18 protein-coding genes and 3 tRNA genes are annotated in these 18,824 nt (G+C 67.5%); 10 read left to right on the plus strand and 11 right to left on the minus strand.

Annotated elements, in window-relative coordinates; translation table 11 throughout:
• The first annotated feature begins 13 nt into the window (after positions 1-13).
• Both E3O57_RS00930 and E3O57_RS00935 read left to right on the plus strand, forming a co-directional pair.
• Positions 14-895, plus strand: a complete 882-nt coding sequence (locus tag E3O57_RS00930; protein ID WP_103459760.1) for a universal stress protein — start codon at positions 14-16, stop codon at positions 893-895.
• A complete protein-coding gene (locus E3O57_RS00935) occupies positions 892-1,773 on the plus strand; it encodes a universal stress protein (protein WP_103459759.1) in 882 nt (293 codons plus the stop codon). The genes E3O57_RS00930 and E3O57_RS00935 overlap by 4 nt, the downstream gene beginning before the upstream one ends.
• A 49-nt stretch (positions 1,774-1,822) precedes the next feature.
• On the opposite strand, the gene E3O57_RS00940 is transcribed toward E3O57_RS00935, so the two are convergent.
• From E3O57_RS00940 to E3O57_RS00955, 4 genes are all read right to left on the minus strand, one after another.
• Positions 1,823-2,161, minus strand: a complete 339-nt coding sequence (locus tag E3O57_RS00940) for a hypothetical protein (RefSeq protein ID WP_133159863.1) — start codon at positions 2,159-2,161, stop codon at positions 1,823-1,825.
• Between the two features lie 79 nt (positions 2,162-2,240).
• Positions 2,241-2,951: a GAF and ANTAR domain-containing protein gene (locus E3O57_RS00945; protein ID WP_103480210.1), complete on the minus strand. Its 711-nt coding sequence runs from the start codon at positions 2,949-2,951 to the stop codon at positions 2,241-2,243.
• Positions 2,952-2,996: 45 nt separating this feature from the next.
• Positions 2,997-3,069 (minus strand) — tRNA-Val (locus tag E3O57_RS00950).
• Positions 3,070-3,132: 63 nt separating this feature from the next.
• On the minus strand, positions 3,133-3,600 hold the full coding sequence (locus tag E3O57_RS00955) for a peroxiredoxin (protein ID WP_088456141.1): 468 nt from the start codon (positions 3,598-3,600) through the stop codon (positions 3,133-3,135).
• Between the two features lie 241 nt (positions 3,601-3,841).
• Here E3O57_RS00955 and aceE point away from each other — a divergent pair, with 241 nt between their 5' ends.
• The 6 genes from aceE (at position 3,842) to E3O57_RS00985 (ending at position 11,497) form a co-directional block, all read left to right on the plus strand.
• Positions 3,842-6,568 (plus strand): pyruvate dehydrogenase (acetyl-transferring), homodimeric type, encoded by a 2,727-nt coding sequence (gene aceE / locus E3O57_RS00960; protein WP_103431778.1) that lies wholly within the window; start codon positions 3,842-3,844, stop codon positions 6,566-6,568.
• A 71-nt stretch (positions 6,569-6,639) separates the two neighbouring features.
• Positions 6,640-7,782: a PucR family transcriptional regulator gene (locus tag E3O57_RS00965; protein WP_370289680.1), complete on the plus strand. Its 1,143-nt coding sequence runs from the start codon at positions 6,640-6,642 to the stop codon at positions 7,780-7,782.
• Positions 7,783-7,872: 90 nt separating this feature from the next.
• Positions 7,873-8,793: an ACP S-malonyltransferase gene (locus E3O57_RS00970; protein ID WP_103480209.1), complete on the plus strand. Its 921-nt coding sequence runs from the start codon at positions 7,873-7,875 to the stop codon at positions 8,791-8,793.
• 30 nt (positions 8,794-8,823) lie between these two features.
• Positions 8,824-9,825 (plus strand): beta-ketoacyl-ACP synthase III, encoded by a 1,002-nt coding sequence (locus E3O57_RS00975; RefSeq protein ID WP_088456137.1) that lies wholly within the window; start codon positions 8,824-8,826, stop codon positions 9,823-9,825.
• A 61-nt stretch (positions 9,826-9,886) separates the two neighbouring features.
• Entirely contained in the window at positions 9,887-10,135 is a 249-nt protein-coding gene (locus E3O57_RS00980) for an acyl carrier protein (RefSeq protein WP_022883990.1), read from the plus strand.
• 126 nt (positions 10,136-10,261) lie between these two features.
• Entirely contained in the window at positions 10,262-11,497 is a 1,236-nt protein-coding gene (locus E3O57_RS00985; protein WP_103459755.1) for a beta-ketoacyl synthase, read from the plus strand.
• A gap of 33 nt (positions 11,498-11,530) precedes the next feature.
• On the opposite strand, the gene E3O57_RS00990 is transcribed toward E3O57_RS00985, so the two are convergent.
• Positions 11,531-12,052: a DUF3145 domain-containing protein gene (locus E3O57_RS00990; protein WP_103459754.1), complete on the minus strand. Its 522-nt coding sequence runs from the start codon at positions 12,050-12,052 to the stop codon at positions 11,531-11,533.
• Between the two features lie 212 nt (positions 12,053-12,264).
• Here E3O57_RS00990 and E3O57_RS00995 point away from each other — a divergent pair, with 212 nt between their 5' ends.
• Positions 12,265-12,852 (plus strand): PadR family transcriptional regulator, encoded by a 588-nt coding sequence (locus E3O57_RS00995; RefSeq protein ID WP_241990254.1) that lies wholly within the window; start codon positions 12,265-12,267, stop codon positions 12,850-12,852.
• 1 nt (position 12,853) lies between these two features.
• On the opposite strand, the gene E3O57_RS01000 is transcribed toward E3O57_RS00995, so the two are convergent.
• The 4 genes from E3O57_RS01000 to E3O57_RS01015 form a co-directional block, all read right to left on the minus strand.
• Complete coding sequence (locus tag E3O57_RS01000; protein ID WP_103480207.1) at positions 12,854-14,602, minus strand: bifunctional 3'-5' exonuclease/DNA polymerase; 1,749 nt, start codon at positions 14,600-14,602, stop codon at positions 12,854-12,856.
• Between the two features lie 16 nt (positions 14,603-14,618).
• Positions 14,619-14,692 (minus strand) — tRNA-Ile (locus E3O57_RS01005).
• A 34-nt stretch (positions 14,693-14,726) separates the two neighbouring features.
• The gene (locus E3O57_RS01010; RefSeq protein WP_088456132.1) at positions 14,727-15,977 is read right to left on the minus strand and encodes a glycosyltransferase; all 1,251 of its coding nucleotides are present in this window, start codon (positions 15,975-15,977) and stop codon (positions 14,727-14,729) included.
• 201 nt (positions 15,978-16,178) lie between these two features.
• Positions 16,179-17,093, minus strand: coding sequence for a DMT family transporter (locus tag E3O57_RS01015; RefSeq protein ID WP_088456131.1), 915 nt, complete (start codon positions 17,091-17,093; stop codon positions 16,179-16,181).
• A 40-nt stretch (positions 17,094-17,133) separates the two neighbouring features.
• On the opposite strand from E3O57_RS01015, the gene def reads away from it, so the two are divergent.
• Positions 17,134-17,700 (plus strand): peptide deformylase, encoded by a 567-nt coding sequence (gene def, locus E3O57_RS01020; protein ID WP_103459751.1) that lies wholly within the window; start codon positions 17,134-17,136, stop codon positions 17,698-17,700.
• A gap of 23 nt (positions 17,701-17,723) precedes the next feature.
• Here def and E3O57_RS01025 read toward each other — a convergent pair whose 3' ends face one another.
• Positions 17,724-18,599 carry a sensor histidine kinase gene (locus E3O57_RS01025; protein ID WP_241983651.1) on the minus strand — a complete coding sequence of 292 codons (876 nt, stop codon included), beginning with the start codon at positions 18,597-18,599 and terminating at the stop codon, positions 17,724-17,726.
• A gap of 88 nt (positions 18,600-18,687) precedes the next feature.
• Positions 18,688-18,760, minus strand: a tRNA-Asn gene (locus E3O57_RS01030).
• Positions 18,761-18,824 lie beyond the last annotated feature (64 nt).

Consider the following 18,824-nt stretch of genomic DNA (forward strand, 5'->3'; position numbering starts at 1 on the left):
TGGAGATCAGCTCATGGTTGAGAGAGTGATCGTAGCCGTTGACGGGGGGCCGGCGAGCCGGGCCGCCCTGGACTGGGCGTTGGCCAGGGCCGAGGACGTGCCGCTGAGTCTGGAGCTGACCACCGTCGTTGAACTCGGCTGGTCGCCGGTCGGCGGCCCCGAGGATGATTTTCAGCCCGTCTACGAACGTGCCCTGGCCGAGGCCACCCGTTTTGTGGCGCAGAACGTCCCCGCGGTCAAGGCGACAGGTGTCGTGCGCCGTGGTGTTCCCGTCGACGAGTTGGTGCGGGCTTCGTCCGCGGCCGACCTGCTCGTGATCGGGACCAACAAGACCAGCGCGCTGGCCGGCGCCGTGCACGGCACGTTGCCGCTTCGACTCGCCGCTCACGCGCACTCGGCCGTCGTGGTCGTTCCGGCCGGCTGGGTCGCCGGCGGCGACAGGGTCGTGGTCGGCATCGAGGATGACGGCACCATGGATGCCCCCCTCGACGTCGCGGCGGCCGAGGCCGCCCGCCGCGCCGTACCCCTCGTACTCGTGCATGCCTGGTCGATCCCGGCGACTCTCGGTGTGGACTACGGCGCCGCTGTGCCGTTCGACGCCCTGATCGAGGCGCACGAGGACATCCTGGCCCGTGCCCTCGAACGGGTCAGGGCCCAACACCCGGCGGTCGACGCATCCGGGACCCTGGTACAGGGCGCCGCGGCGCCTGCCCTGGTCGAAGCCGCCGGGCACGCGGCGCTTCTCGTCGTGGGAACACACGGCCGCGGTGCCGTGGCTGGACTGATTCTCGGCTCCGTCAGTCACGACGTGCTCCTGAACATGCCCTGCCCGGTCGTCGTCGTGCCGCGCAGCCGGCCCGCCGCCGAGCCGCAGCGATCGGGGGCGTCAGAATGAGCGCCACCTACTACATCGGTGTCGACGGTTCCGGCCCGAGCCGAGCCGCGTTGCGCTGGGGGGTCCGCCGCGCCGCAGAGCGGAACGCCGACGTGGTACTCGTCAACACGGTCGACGACGAATGGGGTCTGGTCGGCCGGGACGCTGCCGCCGATGCGGAGCGTCAGGCCAAAGATCTTCTGATCGAGGAGTCCGCCCGGGTCACAGCGCTGCACTCCGGGGTGACCCTGACAACGCGGATCGTGCACGGCGGCACGGCGTGGGCGCTCGCCACACTGCCCAGCCCCGAGGACCTTCTGATCGTCGGCACCCACAAGACCGGCTTCCTGCGCGGCCGGGTGCTCGGCTCGCGGAGCGTGCAGATCGCCTCTGCGGCGCGCTGCTCGGTGGCCATCGTGCCAGACACGACTCTCGATTCCCGCCACGACGTCGTCGTCGGCGTTGACGGCACCGACGGCGCCCTGTCCGCGGTGCGGCTGGGCGCGCAGGAGGCGGCCAGACTCGACCAGGATCTGCTCCTGGTTTACGCTCCTCCGGGCTCGCCTCGATCCGAGTCGTCGCGCTCGGACCCTGTTGAGGACCGAAGCCCGCAGGCCGCGCGTATGCTGCAGGACGCCGCCACCGAGGCCGCCACCATGGCGTCCCGGATCACGGTGCGACGCCGTGTCGCGCACCGGGACCCGGCCGAGGCCCTCCTCGACGCCAGTTTCGACGCCGCCCTGTTGATCCTGGGAGTATCGACCCGGCACGGCGAGAACACGCTGATCGGTTCGGTCACCCACGACGTCCTGATGAACATCAACGTCCCCGTTCTCATCGCACGCGGGCTCCCCACCACGAGCGACACGACGTCGCTCGCATCGTCGGCCAGCGCCTGAGGGCATCCGAACCCGCTGCTTTCCCGCACGGTCCTGCTGCCGGGCGCGGTCAGTAGTCGAATTCGTCGAACTGTGGCGACCCCTGCGGCGCGCCCGCCCACGCCAGCGACGCGGCCATCGTACCCACCCGCACCTTGTCCTGCAGCGCTTGGGTCGTCGCGATCTCGGTCAGTTCCCAGTCGCTTTCGGTGCTGGTCACGCAGACCAGTTGGCTGGACGACCCGATCAGGAACTGCGCCCGACCGTGACTGCCGTCAGCGGTTATCACCGGGATGTCGACGACATCGGTTTCCCGACGGTTGCTCAGCGCTTCGGCATAGAGCATCACAGCGTCAGCCAGTGCGGTACCGGTGACTATCGAGCCACCCGGATGAAAAATGCGTTTCATGATGCTTCCCTGCTTGTCACGGAAAAAGACACGTGCAGCCAGGGTCTGGGGCTATAGGCAAATACTACGTCCGTGCGGACTAAAGCGCGAGGTCTCCGCTGACAATCTGCGCGGCCACCTCGGCCAGCGGCAGCCCGTTCGACCGCGCGTGCTGGCGCATCAGAGCGAAGGCCTCGTCCATGGTGGCGCTCCGGGTGTAGGCCACGACGCCCTTGGCCTGTTCGATCACGACTCGGCTGCTCAACGCGTACTGCAACTGCTGCCGGGCGACATCACTTTCCCGCAACGCCCGTTCCTGGAGGATCCCGATCGTGGCCACGTCGGCGAGGGCCTGCACCGTCGGCGCGTCGGAACCCGGCAGCCCACCGGTGCGGTCCCAGAACAGGTTCAGCGACCCGATCGTGGTCGTCCGCAAGCGCATCGGCACCGAGAACATCGACCTGAAGCCTTGCTCGACGGCGCCGGCACGGAATCGGGGCCACTTCGGACCGGAGGCCTCGATGTCGGGAACGGAGACGGCGTGCCCGGTGATGACACTTTCCACGCACGGACCGGAACCGCTGCGCAGCTGGAGGATCTCGATGAGGCGGCTGCGCTCGTTGGTGGAAGCGACGACCTCGAACTCCTCATCGTCGGTGAGGATGATGCCCGCGGCCGAGGCGTCGAAGAGCGGCACGCACTGGGTGACGAGGGTGTGCAAGGGATCGACGAGATCGTAGCCGACCACCAGAGTGTCGGCGAGAGTCACGAAGGCCTCGACGAGTTGGCCCTCGCGTGTCTGTGTCGCCATCACCCCATCATAAATGACGCGTGGCTACCGATGATCAGAAGTGTGTGGGCCCTACCGGGCTCGAACCGATGACATCCACGGTGTAAACGTGGCGCTCTACCAACTGAGCTAAAGGCCCCGACCGAAGATTTTCGGATAACAGGATGGCACGAGCTTAGCGACATTCCGGCCGGGAGGAAAACTAGGCCGGCTGCAGCTCGTCGAGGGCTGCCCGATACGCCGCGAGCGAGCGGGCCTCCCCCGGAGCGGTGATGAAACTCGCCCGGATGATGCCGTCCGGATCGATCAGGAAGGTCGCCCGGTTGGCGAAGCCCTTGTCTTCGAGGAAGACCCCGTACTCCTTGGCGACGGCGCCGTGCGGCCAGAAGTCGGCGAGCAGGGTGAACCCGTAGCCCTCCTGGTCTCCCCAGGCCCGCAGGGTGTGCCGGGAGTCCACGGAGATGCCGATCAGCTCGACGCTGTTGTCGGCGAAGAGCGCGAGGTTGTCGCGCAGCTCGCAGAGTTCGCCGCTGCAGATTCCGGAAAAGGCCAGGGGGAAGAACACCAGCGCCACGGACTTCTCACCCCGGTACCGGCTGAGCTGGATTCGCTCGCCGTACTGGCTGACGAGCTCGAAGTCGGGTGCCTGGGTGTCATTCTCCAGCGCCATGGTGCGTGTCCTTTCCGGCCATCGGGGGACGATGGCTGAATACGGGGGGCAAGCCTAGCCGCCCCAGGAGGCTTCACCAACACTGACCCGGCATACTGCGGCGGCGCCGTACGCGCTTCCCAGTAAGAATCACTAGGCTGACGGGGTGCCTTTCGGTCGTGACCCGACCTAGTTCTGTCCGGCACGCCTAACCAGGCATGATCTTCCCCCACACGATCTGCCCTACAGAAAGAGGTCGAGTGTGACTGTCAACGACCAAGACCCGTATTCAATGGACAACTCGGACGCCGATCCGGATGAGACGTCCGAATGGTCGCAATCCCTCGACGCGCTGGTCGCGGCCAACGGCCCCGGCCGGGCCCGCGAGATCATGCTCAGCCTGCTCAAGCGGTCCAAAGAATTGCACCTGAACGTTCCGATGGTGCCCACCACGGACTACATCAACACCATCGCCTCGTCGAACGAGCCCGACTTCCCCGGCGATGAAGACATCGAGCGCCGCTACCGCGCCTGGATCCGTTGGAACGCCGCCGTGCTCGTGCACCGCGCCCAGCGCCCCGGCATCGCGGTCGGTGGCCACATCTCGACGTATGCCTCCTCAGCTGCTCTCTACGAGACCGGCTTCAACCACTTCTTCCGCGGCCAGGATCACCCGGGCGGTGGAGACCAGATCTTCATCCAGGGCCACGCCTCCCCCGGCACCTACGCCCGCGCCTTCCTGGAGGGCCGTCTGAGCGCCAACCAGCTCGACGGTTTCCGTCAGGAGAAGTCGCACGCGCCCGACGGCATCTCGTCGTACCCGCACCCCCGGTTGATGCCGGAGTTCTGGCAGTTCCCGACGGTCTCGATGGGCCTGGGCCCGATCAACGCGATCTACCAGGCGCAGTTGAACCGGTACCTGACCAACCGGGGCATCAAGGACGCCAGCGACCAGCAGGTCTGGGCCTTCCTCGGCGACGGCGAGATGGACGAGGTCGAAAGCCGCGGACAGCTCCAGGTCGCCGCCAATGAGGGTCTCGACAACCTCAACTTCATCGTCAACTGCAACCTGCAGCGACTCGACGGTCCGGTGCGCGGTAACGGCAAGATCATCCAGGAGCTGGAGAGCTTCTTCCGCGGCGCCGGCTGGAACGTCATCAAGGTGGTGTGGGGCCGCGAGTGGGACGACCTGCTCTCCCGCGACACCGACGGTGCCCTGCTGAACCTGATGAACGTCACCACCGACGGTGACTACCAGACCTACAAGGCCGAGAGTGGCGCCTACGTGCGCGAGAACTTCTTCGGCCGCGACCCGCGCGCGCTCAAGCTCGTCGAGGGGTACACCGACGACGAGGTCTGGAACCTCAAGCGCGGTGGCCACGACTACCGTAAGGTCTACGCCGCGTTCAAGGCCGCATCGGAGCACAAGGGCCAGCCGACGGTCATCCTGGCGAAGACGGTCAAGGGCTACGGCCTGGGCCCGAGCTTCGAGGGGCGCAACGCGACCCACCAGATGAAGAAGATGACGCTGGACAACCTCAAGACCTTCCGCGACAGCATGCACGTGCCGATCACGGATGCGCAGCTCGAGGCCAACCCGTACCAGCCGCCGTACTACACCCCCGGTGAGAACGACGAGGCGATCCAGTACATGCACGAGCGCCGCCGCGCGCTCGGCGGCTACCTGCCCGAGCGTCGCAGCAAGTACACCCAGGTGAACCTGCCGGACGACTCGACCTACGCCGTGACCAAGAAGGGCTCCGGCACCCAGGAGATCGCCACCACCATGGCGTTCGTCCGGCTGCTCAAGGAACTGCTGCGCTCGAAGGACTTCGGCCACCGCATCGTGCCGATCATCCCCGACGAGGCTCGCACCTTCGGCATCGACGCGTTCTTCCCGAACGCGAAGATCTACAACCCAAACGGTCAGCACTACACGTCGGTGGACCACGCGCAGCTGCTGGCCTACAAGGAAAGCCCGCAGGGCCAGATCATCCACGTCGGCATCAACGAGGCCGGCGCCCTCGCCGCCTTCACGAACGTCGGAACGTCGTACGCCACCCAGGGTGAGCCGCTCATCCCGGTGTACGTGTTCTACTCGATGTTCGGCTTCCAGCGCACCGGCGACGCCATGTGGGCCGCCGGCGACCAGATGGCCCGCGGCTTCATGATCGGCGCGACCGCCGGCCGGACCACCCTCACCGGTGAAGGCCTGCAGCACGCCGACGGCCACTCGCCGTTGCTCGCGTCGACCAACCCGGCCGTCGTGTCGTACGACCCCGCCTTCGGGTACGAGATCGGGCACATCGTCCGGTCCGGCCTCGAGCGGATGTACGGCGGCACCCACACCGACCCGAACGTCATGTACTACATCACCGTGTACAACGAGCCGCAGGTGCAGCCCGTCGAGCCGGCCGATGTCGACGTCGACGGGATCATCCGCGGCATCCACCGCGTGTCGGAGTCCACCGTGGCCGGCCCGAAGGCCCAGCTGCTCGCCTCCGGCGTTGCGGTGCCGTGGGCGCTCGAAGCGCAGACCCTGCTCGCCGAGGACTGGGGGGTGTCCGCCGATGTCTGGTCGGTCACGTCCTGGTCGGAACTGCGCCGGGACGGCCTCGCGGCAGAGGAGCACAACTTCCTCTTCCCGAACGAGGAGCCGCGCACCGCGTACGTGACGGACAAGCTCGCCAACACGGCCGGTCCGTTCGTGGCGGTGTCCGACTTCATGCACGCGGTGCCGGATCAGATCCGCCAGTTCATCCCCGGCGACTTCGCCACCCTGGGTGCCGACGACTTCGGGTTCTCCGACACCCGCCCCGCGGCTCGCCGGTTCTTCAAGATCGACGGCCCGTCCATGGTGGTCCGCACGCTGCAGCAGCTCGCCAACAGCGGCGAAATCGACCGCAGCCTCATCCAGCAGGCGATCGACAAGTACCGCCTGCACGATGTCCTGGCCGGCAACACCGGCTCGGCCGGTGGCGAGAGCTAACCCGGACCGTGTCACCGGCGCCGAAGACAAAGGAACAGACCCTCACCTGGTTGCGCACAATTTCGGGTGAGTTGTCTACGGCGACTCTGAAACGACTCGAGGACACGCTGCCCTGGTATGGCGACATGCCACCAGGGCGGCGGTCCGCCGTCGGCCTGGTGGCCCAGGCCGGCATCACCTCCTTCATCTCCTGGTACGACGACCCACGGTCCACACCGTGGATCGCGGCGGATGTCTTCGGCGCCGCTCCCCGGGAACTGCTCCGCTCGGTGAGCCTGCAGCAGACCCTGCAGCTGATCAGGGTGACCGTCGAGGTCGTCGAAGAGCGGGTCAAGGACGGCTCGGAGACCCTCCGCGAGGCGATCCTGCTGTACTCCCGGGAAATCGCCTTCGGTGCCGCGGATGTCTACGCCCGCGCCGCGGAGGCCCGGGGGCTCTGGGACGCCAGGCTCGAGGCCCTGGTCGTCGACTCCATCCTCAGCGGCGAGTACGACGACGAACTGCCCAGCAGGATCGCGGCCCTCGGCTGGCACGGCCACGGCGAGGTCTGTGTGCTCGTGGGCACCACACCGAAGATGCTCGACGTCGACCAGCTACGCCGGGCGGCGCGGCACATGACCGCCGACGTGCTGATCGGCGTGCAGGGCAACCGGCTGGTGTTGGTCATCGGCCGGGCCCACCCGGCCAACCCCGAGGCCGACGAAGCCGCCGGAGGACCGTCCTCACTCAGTTTCATGGAGATCGCCATGCAGCTCGAGCCCAGCTTCGGCCCCGGCCACCTCGTCCTCGGTCACGAGGTGCCCAACCTCGTCGATGCCTCCAAAAGCGCCAAGGCGGCCCTGGCCGGGTTCGCCGTCGCCCGCTCCTGGCGGAACGCTCCCAGGCCGGTGCAGGCCGACGACCTGCTTCCCGAGCGGGCCCTGGCCGGTGATCCGCTCGCGCGCGCCACGCTCATCCACCGGATCTACCGCCCGTTGCAGGCGCACTCCACCGAACTCCTCACCACGCTGTGGTGCTACCTGGACAACGGCCGCTCGCTGGAGGCGACGGCGCGTGAACTGTTCGTGCATCCCAACACCGTGCGTTACCGCCTCAAGCGGGTGTCTGACGTGATCGGCTATGACGCGACGGGGGCCAGAGAAGCGCTCATCCTGCAGTCGGCGCTGATCATCGGTTCGATCAGTGACCACGACGGCTCGACTCGGCGCCGCTGAACCCCCGTTTGCGGTATCTGACAAACGTTCCGCGGATAGTCGGTAGATTGCCCACACCCTCCGTCCGTTCCGAATTGGGAGACTAAGGAAATGATTGTTGTCGTCTGTCCCGGTCAGGGCTCGCAAACGCCCGGATTCCTCGAACCCTGGCTGCAGGATCCGGCTTATGCCGAACAGCTCCGCGCCATGTCGGAGCAGTCCTCGACCGACCTCGTGACGGCGGGAACTGTCGCTGATGCCGACACGATCCGCGACACCGCGATCGCCCAGCCGCTCATCGTGGCCGCCGGGCTCCTCGCCCTCACCGCCCTGTTCGCCGACGGCCGGCGCGACGCCATCGGCGGTATCGCCGGGCACTCCGTCGGGGAGATCACCGCCGCGGCCGGCGCCGGAGTCCTCAGCTCCTCGGACGCTCTCACCTTCGTCGGGGAGCGCGGGCGTGCCATGAAGGCCGCAGCCGCCGTCACGCCCACCGGCATGAGCGCCGTCCTCGGCGGGGACGAGGCCGAACTCCTGGCCCGACTCGCAGACCTCGGCCTGGAACCGGCCAATTTCAACGGCGGCGGCCAGATCGTGGTCGCCGGTGACCTCGACGCCCTCGCCGCCCTCGCCGCTGATCCGCCCGCCAAGAGCCGCGTAATCCCGCTCCAGGTCGCCGGCGCCTTCCACACCCGCCACATGCGTCCCGCCGTCGCGCACCTCGCCGACGTGGCGACAGGCCTGAACCCGCAGACCCCGACCCTGCCACTGTGGACGAATCACGACGGCAGCACCGTGGCCGACGGGGCGCGTTTCGTCGACCTGCTCGTCGGTCAGGTGTCGTCGCCGGTACGGTGGGACCTGTGTATGCAGTCGTTTGCCGACGCTGGAGTGACCGGAATCATCGAGGTCGCACCGGCCGGCGCACTCGTCGGACTGGCCAAGCGCGCCCTGCGGGGCATCCCGAGCGTGGCCATCAAGACCCCCGACGACCTGCCCGCTGCGTACGACCTGATCGACCGCCAGGCCTGAATCAGCCAGAGTCGCCACCGGAAGAGACGAATGACCCAGCCACAACTCCTGCAGTCGCAGGGCGCCCAGTACACCCGCATCCTCGCCGTCGGCGCCGCCCGCGGCGACCTCATCGTTCCCAACGACGACATCGTCGGCCCGATCGACTCATCGGACGAGTGGATTCAGCAGCGCACCGGAATCATCACCCGCACCAGGGCCAGCCAGGATGTGCTGGCCGTCGACCTCGCAACGACCGCCGCGCTCGAGGCCATCGAACGCTCCGGCATCGCCCCTGAGCTCATCGACGCCATCATCATCGCCACCATCAGCAACGGCCGCCAGACGCCATCGATGGCCGCCGTCGTCGCCGAGCGCATCGGTGCGGTTCCCGCCGCCGCCTTCGACCTCAACGCCGCCTGCGCCGGCTACGCCTACGGTGTCGCCCAGGCGGATGCCCTCATCCGGTCCGGCGCCGCCCACTATGCCCTGGTCATCGGTGCGGAGAAACTCTCCGACATGGTCGACCCCACCGACCGGAGCATCTCGTTCCTGCTCGGTGACGGTGCCGGCGCCGTTGTCATCGGCCCGAGCGACTACCCCGGCATCTCCGCCTCAGTGTGGGGCTCGGACGGGCGCGCTGACGCCGTGGGGATGAACGGCACCCTGCAGGAATACCGACGGGGCGAGAAGGAATGGCCGACCCTGCGCCAGGAGGGCCAGACCGTCTTCCGCTGGGCCGTCTGGGACATGGCGAAGATCGCCAAGCAGACCCTGGCCGCCGCCGGCATCACCGCCGACCAGCTCGCCGCCTTCATCCCGCACCAGGCGAACATGCGCATCGTCGACGAGTTCGCCAAGCAGCTCAAGCTGCCGGAGTCCGTCGTCATCGCCCGCGACATCGCCACGACCGGGAACACCTCGGCCGCGTCGATCCCCCTTGCCACCCACCGCTTGCTCGAGGAACACCCCGAACTCAGCGGAGGTCTTGCCCTCCAGATCGGCTTCGGAGCCGGCCTGGTTTACGGCGCGCAGGTGGTTGTGCTGCCGTAGCTCCCCTCTATCCAACTAAACTGAATCTCGGTCAAACGAGACACCCCCAAGGAGAAACAACATGGCATTGTCCACCGAAGAAGTTCTTGCCGGCCTGGCCGAGCTCATCAACGACGAGACGGGCATCGCAACCGACACGGTTGAGCTGGACAAGTCGTTCACCGACGACCTGGACATCGATTCCATCTCGATGATGACCATCGTCGTCAACGCTGAGGAAAAGTTCGACGTCAAGATCCCCGACGAAGAGGTCAAGAACCTCAAGACCGTCGGCGACGCCGTCGAGTTCATCGTCAAGGCCCAGGACTAGGTCCACGCCCGAACGGGCCGGTTGGCTCTGCCAGCCGGTCCGTTCTCCAGGGACGCTCCAACCGGGGTTTCCACCTCGTTTCGCACACGTTCTCACTCGAGCACGTTCTGACGGAGAGTCGTTGTTATGACCAAAAAAATCGTTGTCACCGGCCTCGGTGCCACCTCGCCCCTCGGCGGGAACGCCACCGACACCTGGAACGCCCTCCTCGCCGGCGAGTCCGGCGCATCCACTCTGGACTACGAGTGGGTTGAGCGCACCGCGCTCCCCATCACCTTCGCCGCCCAGGCCAGGGTGCGCCCCGTCGACGTTCTGGCCCGCCAGGAAACCAAACGCCTCGACCCGTCCAGCCAGTTCGCCCTGATCGCCGGCCGCGAGGCCTGGGCCGATGCGGGGATGCCTGAGGTCGACCCCGAACGTCTCGCCGTCGACTGGGCCACCGGCATCGGTGGAGTGTGGACCCTGCTCGACGCCTGGGACACCCTGCGCGAGCGTGGACCCCGTCGGGTCCTGCCGATGACCGTGCCCATGCTGATGCCCAACGGTCCCGGAGCAGCGATCGGCATGGACCTGCACGCCCGCGCCGGCATCACGACGGTCGTGTCCGCCTGTGCGTCCAGCACCGAATCTCTCGTCAACGCGTACAACCGTCTGCAGGCCGGACTGGCCGACGTCGTCATCGCCGGTGGCTCGGAGGCGGCCATCCACCCGCTGCCGATCGCATCCTTCGCGGCGATGCAGGCGCTCTCCAAGCGGAACGACTCCCCCGCCACCGCGTCCCGCCCGTATGACGTCAGCCGCGACGGCTTCGTGCTCGGCGAAGGCGCTGCGGCCCTCGTGATCGAAACCGAAGAGCACGCCCTCGCCCGTGGTGCACACATCTACGCCGAACTGCTCGGCGGCTCCATCACGAGCGACGCGTACCACATCACCGCGCCGGATCCCGAGGGATCGGCCGCCGCGCGGGCCATGATCGCGACGATCCACAACGCCGGGGCCGACCTGTCCGACGTGATGCACATCAATGCCCACGCCACGAGCACCCCGGTGGGCGACATCGCTGAGTACAACGCGCTCCGCCGCGTGTTCGGGGACCTCCTCGACGGCATCCCGGTCTCGGCAACCAAGGCGTCCACCGGGCACCTGCTCGGCGGAGCCGGCGCGATCGAGGCGCTGTTCACGGTGAAGGCCCTGGCCGAACGGATCCTTCCGCCGACCATCAACCTGACCCAGCAGGACCCCGCCATCCCGCTCGACGTGGTCACCTCGCCGCGCGCCCTGGGCACCGGCGATCTCCTGGCCATCAGCAACTCGTTCGGTTTCGGCGGCCACAACGCCGTCGTCGCGTTCCGCTCGGTCTAGCCGTCGCGGGCGGGGCCCCGGCCTCGCCCGCACTCAGCCGACATTGTGCAGCCAGACCACGCTGGAGAAGTCGCTGGCGTGCCGGTACGGCTCCAGTTCGTCATCCCAGGCCTGGCCCAAGGCGCGCCGCAGCTCACGGTGCAGGTGCACGGAGTCGGTACCCGCCGCGTGGATGGCCGCACGCAGACGGTCCTCCGGCAGGACGACGTTCCCGGCCGTGTCAGTCTGGGCGAAGTGGATGCCCAGAGCCGGCGTGTGCAGCCAGCGGCCACCATCGCGGCCGGGCCCCGGGTCCTCGGTCACCTCGAAGCGCAACTGATCCCAGCCGAGCAGGGCGGACGCAATGGCCGCGCCGCCGCCCGCAGCGCCCTCCCAGAAGAACTCCGCACGCTGGGCGCCCGGGAGGGCAGGCTGTTCGCTCCAGTCGAAACTGACCGCCTCATCTAGCGCGCTGCCGGCGGCCCACTCCACGTGGGGGCACAGGGCGCGCGGCGACGAGTGCACATACAAAACTCCCCGTGCAGCCGGTGACTGACGAGTGTGGGGTGCCGTCATAGTGTTCTCCGTTCCCTGGATGGTGTTCGAGGTGCGTCTTCCCCAACGATCTCAAACGACTCTCAACCAGGACCCGCGGAACACAATTCGGCGGCTAGCTGAATTATGCCCCACCCGGCCGGGAAATCCCAACAGCCGGTCATTCTCTAATGTATATTCGGTATGGCTTTAGAGGTCGACCGCGACCGTCGCAGCCGCAGGCTGGAGACATCGTGTCGGTACGCAATTCGCTTCTCGCCATCCTCACCATGGGCCCGGCATACGGCTTCCAGCTGCACGGCGAGTTGGCGACCCGCACCGCCGGCCGGCGCACGGTGAACGTCGGACAGATCTACAGCACCCTGGAGCGTCTGGTCCGCCAGGGCTCCGTCGAGGCGGCGGGCAGCACCGAGGACGGTCTTCCGCTGTACAGGCTGACCGGGGGCGGCCACGCCGAGGCTCTGGCCTGGCTGCGGGAGACCGACAGCGACTCCGGAGCCGACTGGACCGACATGCTGGACAGGGTGCTGATCGCCTCATCCCTGCCGCACGTCGATCTTGCACCGCTGCTGGCCGGCTACCGATCCGCCTGGCAGCTGAGGCTGAACCGCCGCGGAGACGCGAGCGGGCGTCCCTGGGAGTCCGGTCAGGAACGGTTGGCCACCGAGGCCCAGCTCGTCCAGGCCCGGGCCGCGCTTGCCTGGCTCGATACCGTGGCCGCTGTCGCCGATCGCCCTCCAGCGGAGGAGGAACCTGGACTGCACCGCGAACTGAGCCTGCAGCGACCCAAACGGGGCCGTCGGCCCGGCACATCGTCGTGACCTATTTTGCGTCCGCGTAACTGTCCACTACAACGCAGGTCAACGGGAAGTCCACCGGAAAATCGCCGAACAGCAGTCGGCCCGCCGTCGAGGCCGCCTCGGTGACGATTCGCGACACCTCGCCGGCCAGTGCCGCAGGGGTGTGCACGATGACCTCATCGTGCAGGAAGAAGACCAGATGAGGGATGTCCGCGAACGGGCTGGGGGGCGTCCGGGCCGGCACCTGACCGCGCGCGAACGCGGTGGGCGGCTGTGCCGGGACCGGCAGGGCCCGAAGCCCTTTCCTGATCTCGGCCATCCAGCACAGGGCCCACTCCGCGGCGCTTCCCTGCACGATGAAATTGCGGGTGAACCGGCCCCAGTCCCTGGCCTGGCTCCTGGCCCGGCGTTCGTCGGCCGGGGTCGCCCCGGCCTCTGACCCGCGGGCCTGGTCGTCCTGCCAGCCGCCCCCTGGCCGCGGCGAGGACCGGCCCAGCCGGGTGCTGACCACGTCGCCGCGCTCCCCCGTCCTCGCCGCCGCCTCGGTCAGGGCGATCGCCCGCGGATATGCGCGCGCCAGTCGAGGCAGCAGGCGCCCGCTTTCCCCGGATGTGGCGCCGTACATGGCGCCGAGCATGGCGACCTTGGCATGAGCGCGGGTGTCCACCACTCCGCTCGCCACGATTCCGGCATAGAGGTCAGTGCCCCGTCCGGCGGCGGCCATGGCGGTGTCGGTGGACAATGCGGCCAGGATGCGAGGCTCCAATTGGGCTGCGTCCGCCACCACGAAGCTCCAGCCGGGGTCGGCCACGACCGCGCCGCGAATCTGCTTGGGCAGCTGCAGGGCACCGCCGCCGCGGGTCGCCCATCGCCCGGTCACCACCCCGCCCGGCAGGTACTCAGGGTGGAAGCGGTCGTTGATGATCCAACTCTCCATCCAGAACCATCCGTTGGCGGCGAGCAGTCTGGACAGCTTCTTGTAGCGCAGGAGGGGCTCGATGACGGGGTGTTCGAGCTTCTCCAACTCCCATGCCCGCGTGGTCGCCACGGCCAGCCCAGCCCGGTTGAGCGCCCGGAGCAGGTCTGGCGGGGAATCCGGGTTGACCTCCAGGTCGCCGAGTTCGGTGCGGATACGCCCAGCGAGTTCTTCCAACCGTGCCGGCCGGATGCCCGAGGCTGCCCGCGGGCCCAGTTCTGCGGTGAGCAGGCTGTCATGGATCGCGCTCCGCCACGGCAGTCCGGCGAACTGCATTTCGGCCGCGATGAGGGCGCCAACGGATTCTGCCGCCAGGAGCAGACGCAACCGGCCGGGGTCGGCCGAGGCGTGGACCGCCTGAAGCTGGGCCTGGAACTCCGCCAGGACGTCGTCGTCGGCCGGCTCCAGTCCGGCGTCGTCGGCCAGACCCAGATCCATCTCGAACAGGGTCGTCCCCGGGGATTCGACGGGGACGGTCGCAGCAGGCGCATCCCACCGGCTTGCCGGGGCGTTCGCCAGCGCGCTTCCGCCGGTCATCGCCGAGTTGCGCAGGATGGCGTGACACAGCCGTAGATCATGGCAGCGCTGGACAGTGACACTCCCCCGCAGCAGGACGGGATAGCTCCGCGCGGTGTCCTCCCAGACCCAACGCACCGCGTCTTGATCGCGTTCCCGCACCATCGCACCGAACTCGTCGGTCGTGAGCGTTGTGTCGGCACCCGCGGGAACGCCGGCGGCGTCGAGCTCCCTGACCCGGAGCCGTTCCGAACTCGATCCGGTCACCAGGATGTACACAAACCGTGCTTTCTCGTAGGGTGGACGGGACTTGAACCCGTGACCGTGCGGTTATGAGCCGCGTGCTCTAACCAGCTGAGCTACCACCCCGTGCCTGACCATAGTATCGGCCAGGCGCCGCCCTTCAGTCGCGCCGAGGCGTGACGTCCAGGACCGGAGGGTGGGCCGCAGCCGGATCCGGCTGGACGCTGGAGTTCGTGTCCGCCGTGGATACGCCGCGGTAGAGGCGTTCGAATGTCGTCAGGGTGCGCTTGATGTCGTGTGCCTCGATCAGCTTCAGCGACTCGTTCTTGAGGGCGTCCAGTTCGTCGGGCGACGTCGTGAACACGCGGGTCAGCTTGTCCGCAAGGTCCTGGGCGCTGCCCGGCTCGAACAGGTAGCCGTTCTGCCCGTCGTGAACCAGGTGCGGCAGCGCCATTGCGTTCGCCGCCACGATCGGGAGACCCGACGCCATCGCTTCCATGGTCGCAATGCTCTGCAGTTCCGCAATGGACGGCATCGCAAACACTGTGGCACGCGTGTAGGCCTCGCGCAGTTCCTCGTCGGTGACATAACCCGTGAACGTGAACTGTGCGCTCAGTCCGAGCGATTCCACGAGGTGTTCCAGGTTGCGGCGCTGGTCGCCACCGCCGACGATTTCAACCTGGGCACACAGGTTCGGATCCAACAGGGCGACGGCCTGCACCAGGACGTCGATCTGCTTCTCACCGGTGACCCGGCCGACGAAGAGAATCCGGTTCTCGGTGCGCGGAGCGAAGCTGGGGGAATAGTTGTCGGCGTCGATTCCGCAGGAGATGGCCTGCACCCCCGCGAGCCCCGTGTACTTCTCCAGGAACTCCGCCGCCCGGCGGGTCGGCGTGGTGACGGCCTCTGCGCGCTTGAAGGTATGTTCAGCGTCCTTCCAGAGTGCCTTGACGAGCTGGTCCTGGAAACCCTTGGGAACGAGGGAGAACTGCAGCATGTTCTCCGGCATGAAGTGGTTGGTGCCGATGATGCGGATCCCGCGCTTCTGTGCCTCGATCGACACACCGCGACCCACCACGATGTGGGACTGGAAGTGCACGACGTCGGGCTGGAAGGAGTCGAGGATGGCACGGCTCTGCTTGCGCACGATCCACGGCAGCGCGAAGCGGAGCCAGTCGTGCGGGCGCCACCGCCAGCTGTGCAGACGGTGCACGGTCATCGATTCGCCCTCGTGCACCTCGGTCCAGGTGCCGTGCTTGCGCGTCGGAGCCGGAGCCATGATCTGCACCACGTGGCCGCGTCCGACCAGGCCGGCGGCGAGCCGTTCCGCGAACCGGGCCGCACCGTTCACATCGGGCGCGAAGGTGTCTGCGGCGATGAGAACCCGGATGGGTCGGGTGGTGCCCGGCATGGCCGGGTCGGACGAGCTGCCCGGCAAATCAGATGAAGCGCTCAAGTGGGATAGTCCCTACGTAGGTGGGCCGGGGATCAGCGTCCGGCGCGAAGTCTGGGTCTCAACGATTCTCGCCGTCGAGGTGTGTTAGCACCCTATTCTAAACCGCTTGACCCATGGCAGCCCCCCAGACGCGGCGCGTTCACGAAAAAGCACCGGTCAGCTCTGGGTTTGCGGGTGATACTTCGCGAGCCTGAAGACGCCCCACATCGCCACGGCGCCAGCGACCGCGAAAAGAACGGCGGCCCAGGTCGGCGCCTGAGAGGCTTCGCCGAGCACGATGACGCCGATGCCGACGGCGATCATCGGGTCGATCACGGTCAGACCCGCGATGACGAGGTCGGGCGGACCCGATGAGTATGCGTTCTGCACGAAGTAGGCGCCCGACGCAGCAGCGAGGAGCAGGCCGACGACGCAGACGACGGTGAGCCACTCGACGTTGCCGTTCTGGATGCGGTTGATGATCACCTTGGCGAGGGTGGCCACGAATCCGTACAGCACGCCGGCGCCGATGATGTAAAAAATCGCCTTGAACCGGCTGCGCAGCAGCACGAACGCGACGGCGAAGGCGGCCAGGACCACAGCGAGGACCACCAGGATGGTGATCAGGTTCGCATCCGTCACGGGCTTGTCGACCGCCGTGAAAGCGGCGACGGTGACAAAGAGCCCGACCCCGCCGACACACATCGCGATCGCGATGACCGAGGCTCGGTTCAGCTTGACGTGGCTGACCCTGGCGTTCAGGATCGCCGTGATCACCAGAGCCACCGCCCCGAGGGGCTGCACGACGATGAGGGGCGCGAAGGCGAGGCTGGTGAGCTGGAAGGCGATGGCCAGACCGAGCATCACGGTGCCGAACACCCAGGAGGGCCGGGAGAGCAAGAGCACCAGCTGCCGGGTGTTCAGTCCGCCGGTGATTTCCCTCGTGTGGGCTTCCACCTTGGTCACACCGCGGTGCTGGAATTGTGCGCCAAGGGAGAGGAAGACAGCGCCGATCAACGCGAGCGGGATGCCGATTGCCTGGCGTGGATCAATCGCGATCTCTCCAGCCAGGTCTGTCAGGTCGGGAGTCACTCAACGAGACTATCGAGATCCATGCCGATATCCTTGGTGAATGGCCGTTCGACCGATAGTAATTTCAGGTGACCCCGTCCTGCACTCCCCCGCCGCTCCCGTCGTCGAGTTCGACGACGAGTTGCGCACGCTGGTGCAGGACATGTTCGAGACGATGGATGCCGCTCCCGGTGTCGGTCTCGCCGGACCCCAGGTGGGGGTCGGGCTGCGGCTGTTCACGTTCAGCTACCTCGACGACGACGAGGTCGAGACCAGGGGTGTCGCGATCAATCCGGAGCTCTGGATCACGCCGGTCCCCGCCGGTGAGGCCGATGAGGACGAAGACGTCGAGGGGTGCCTGTCGTTTCCCGGCGAGCGGTTTCCGCTGCAGCGGGCCGGCTCGGCCGTGTTGCGCGCCGTGGACCTTGACCAGAAGCCCTTCGAGATCCGGGCCGACGGCTGGCTGGCACGGATTTTCCAGCACGAGTTCGACCACCTCGACGGCACCCTCTACGTGGACCGGCTCGAACACTTTTACGCCAAGATCGCCGCCAAGGTCAGCCGGAAGCGCGGCTGGGGTGTGCCCGGCGTGACCTGGCTGCCCGGTGTGGACGACCTCGAAAGCTGAGCTGCTGAGACGCTGTGTGCGGGTCAGCGGGTCAGGTTGACGCCGTGCACACCGTTGTGGAACCGCAGCGACGGGAAGACGGCTGAGACCGAGAAGCCGACCCCAGGCACGGTTCCGGCGTTGAAGATCCCGCCGAAGAGCTGGGCTCGTTCGCGCATCTGGGTGATCCCGGCGCCCGAGATGCTCTCGCTCAGGGCCTTGAGGTCGTCGTCGATCGTGTAGGCGGTCTTGGCGGCGAAATCCGAGGGCGAGGCGCTTTCCCGCTTGGCCGCCGCGCGGATGCCGTCGTCGTCGATGAGGAGCTGCAGGCCGTCCTGGGTCCAGGTGAACGACACTCTGGCCTCGGTGCCGGGCCCGCCGTGCTTGAGCGCGTTCGCGAGGGCGCTCTGCAGGATGCGGTAGATGGCGAGCTCCGCCCCGGGTTTGAGCGGGAACCTGTCACCAGACTCGGTGAAGGCGACGGCCAGGCCGGCATCGCGCATCACGCCGAAGAGGCTGCGGGCCGATTGCAGGCCCGGTGCGCTGGTCGCGATGGCCTCGCCCTCTCTGGCGATGGTCAGGACCCGGCGCAGGTCGGCGAGGGCGACCCTGCCGTCCTCGACCAGGGCCGTCGCCGCGCGCACGGCCGTGGATGGGTCGCTCTCGGCCGTGTACCGGGCCCCCTCGGCCCGGGTGATGAGGCGTGCGAGAGACAGCACGGCGATGTCCTGCAGCTCGCGGATGATCGCGAGACGCCCGTGCTGCTCGGCGAGGGACAGCTCGAGGTCGATGCGCACGCGTTCGGCCGCCGATCTGGCGAAGCGGCTGCGGCGTTGCTGCGCCACGGCAAGCAACCAGAGAATGACCACGGCCACGGTGAGCACGGCCAGTACAGCGCTGAGGGTCTGCCAGGGGAACACAACCGCCACCTTTCGCATCTTTTCGGGATCAGACTAGCGGCACGCACAAAAAAGGCCACCGGGGGTGGAGCCCCTAGTGGCCTTTTCGCTCCCCGACTTGGACTCGAACCAAGAACCTGCGCATTAACAGTGCGCTGCTCTGCCAATTGAGCTATCGAGGAATGCATGCTCAGCGAAAGTTTCCCTCGCTTGAACGGCGTAGTTACTTTACCAAAAGTTCGCCGT

This window comes from Cryobacterium sp. TMN-39-2 (assembly GCF_004402745.1).
Classification (GTDB): domain Bacteria; phylum Actinomycetota; class Actinomycetes; order Actinomycetales; family Microbacteriaceae; genus Cryobacterium; species Cryobacterium zongtaii.

Coding starts and splice junctions, on each gene's coding strand:
- E3O57_RS00930 (WP_103459760.1), top strand. CDS start 14: ATGGTTGAGAGAGTGATCGTAGCCGTTGACGGGGGGCCGGCGAGCCGG.
- E3O57_RS00935 (WP_103459759.1), top strand. CDS start 892: ATGAGCGCCACCTACTACATCGGTGTCGACGGTTCCGGCCCGAGCCGA.
- E3O57_RS00940 (WP_133159863.1), bottom strand. CDS start 2,161: ATGAAACGCATTTTTCATCCGGGTGGCTCGATAGTCACCGGTACCGCA.
- E3O57_RS00945 (WP_103480210.1), bottom strand. CDS start 2,951: ATGGCGACACAGACACGCGAGGGCCAACTCGTCGAGGCCTTCGTGACT.
- E3O57_RS00955 (WP_088456141.1), bottom strand. CDS start 3,600: ATGGCGCTGGAGAATGACACCCAGGCACCCGACTTCGAGCTCGTCAGC.
- E3O57_RS00970 (WP_103480209.1), top strand. CDS start 7,873: ATGATTGTTGTCGTCTGTCCCGGTCAGGGCTCGCAAACGCCCGGATTC.
- E3O57_RS00975 (WP_088456137.1), top strand. CDS start 8,824: ATGACCCAGCCACAACTCCTGCAGTCGCAGGGCGCCCAGTACACCCGC.
- E3O57_RS00980 (WP_022883990.1), top strand. CDS start 9,887: ATGGCATTGTCCACCGAAGAAGTTCTTGCCGGCCTGGCCGAGCTCATC.
- E3O57_RS00985 (WP_103459755.1), top strand. CDS start 10,262: ATGACCAAAAAAATCGTTGTCACCGGCCTCGGTGCCACCTCGCCCCTC.
- E3O57_RS00990 (WP_103459754.1), bottom strand. CDS start 12,052: ATGACGGCACCCCACACTCGTCAGTCACCGGCTGCACGGGGAGTTTTG.
- E3O57_RS01010 (WP_088456132.1), bottom strand. CDS start 15,977: ATGCCGGGCACCACCCGACCCATCCGGGTTCTCATCGCCGCAGACACC.
- def (WP_103459751.1), top strand. CDS start 17,134: ATGGCCGTTCGACCGATAGTAATTTCAGGTGACCCCGTCCTGCACTCC.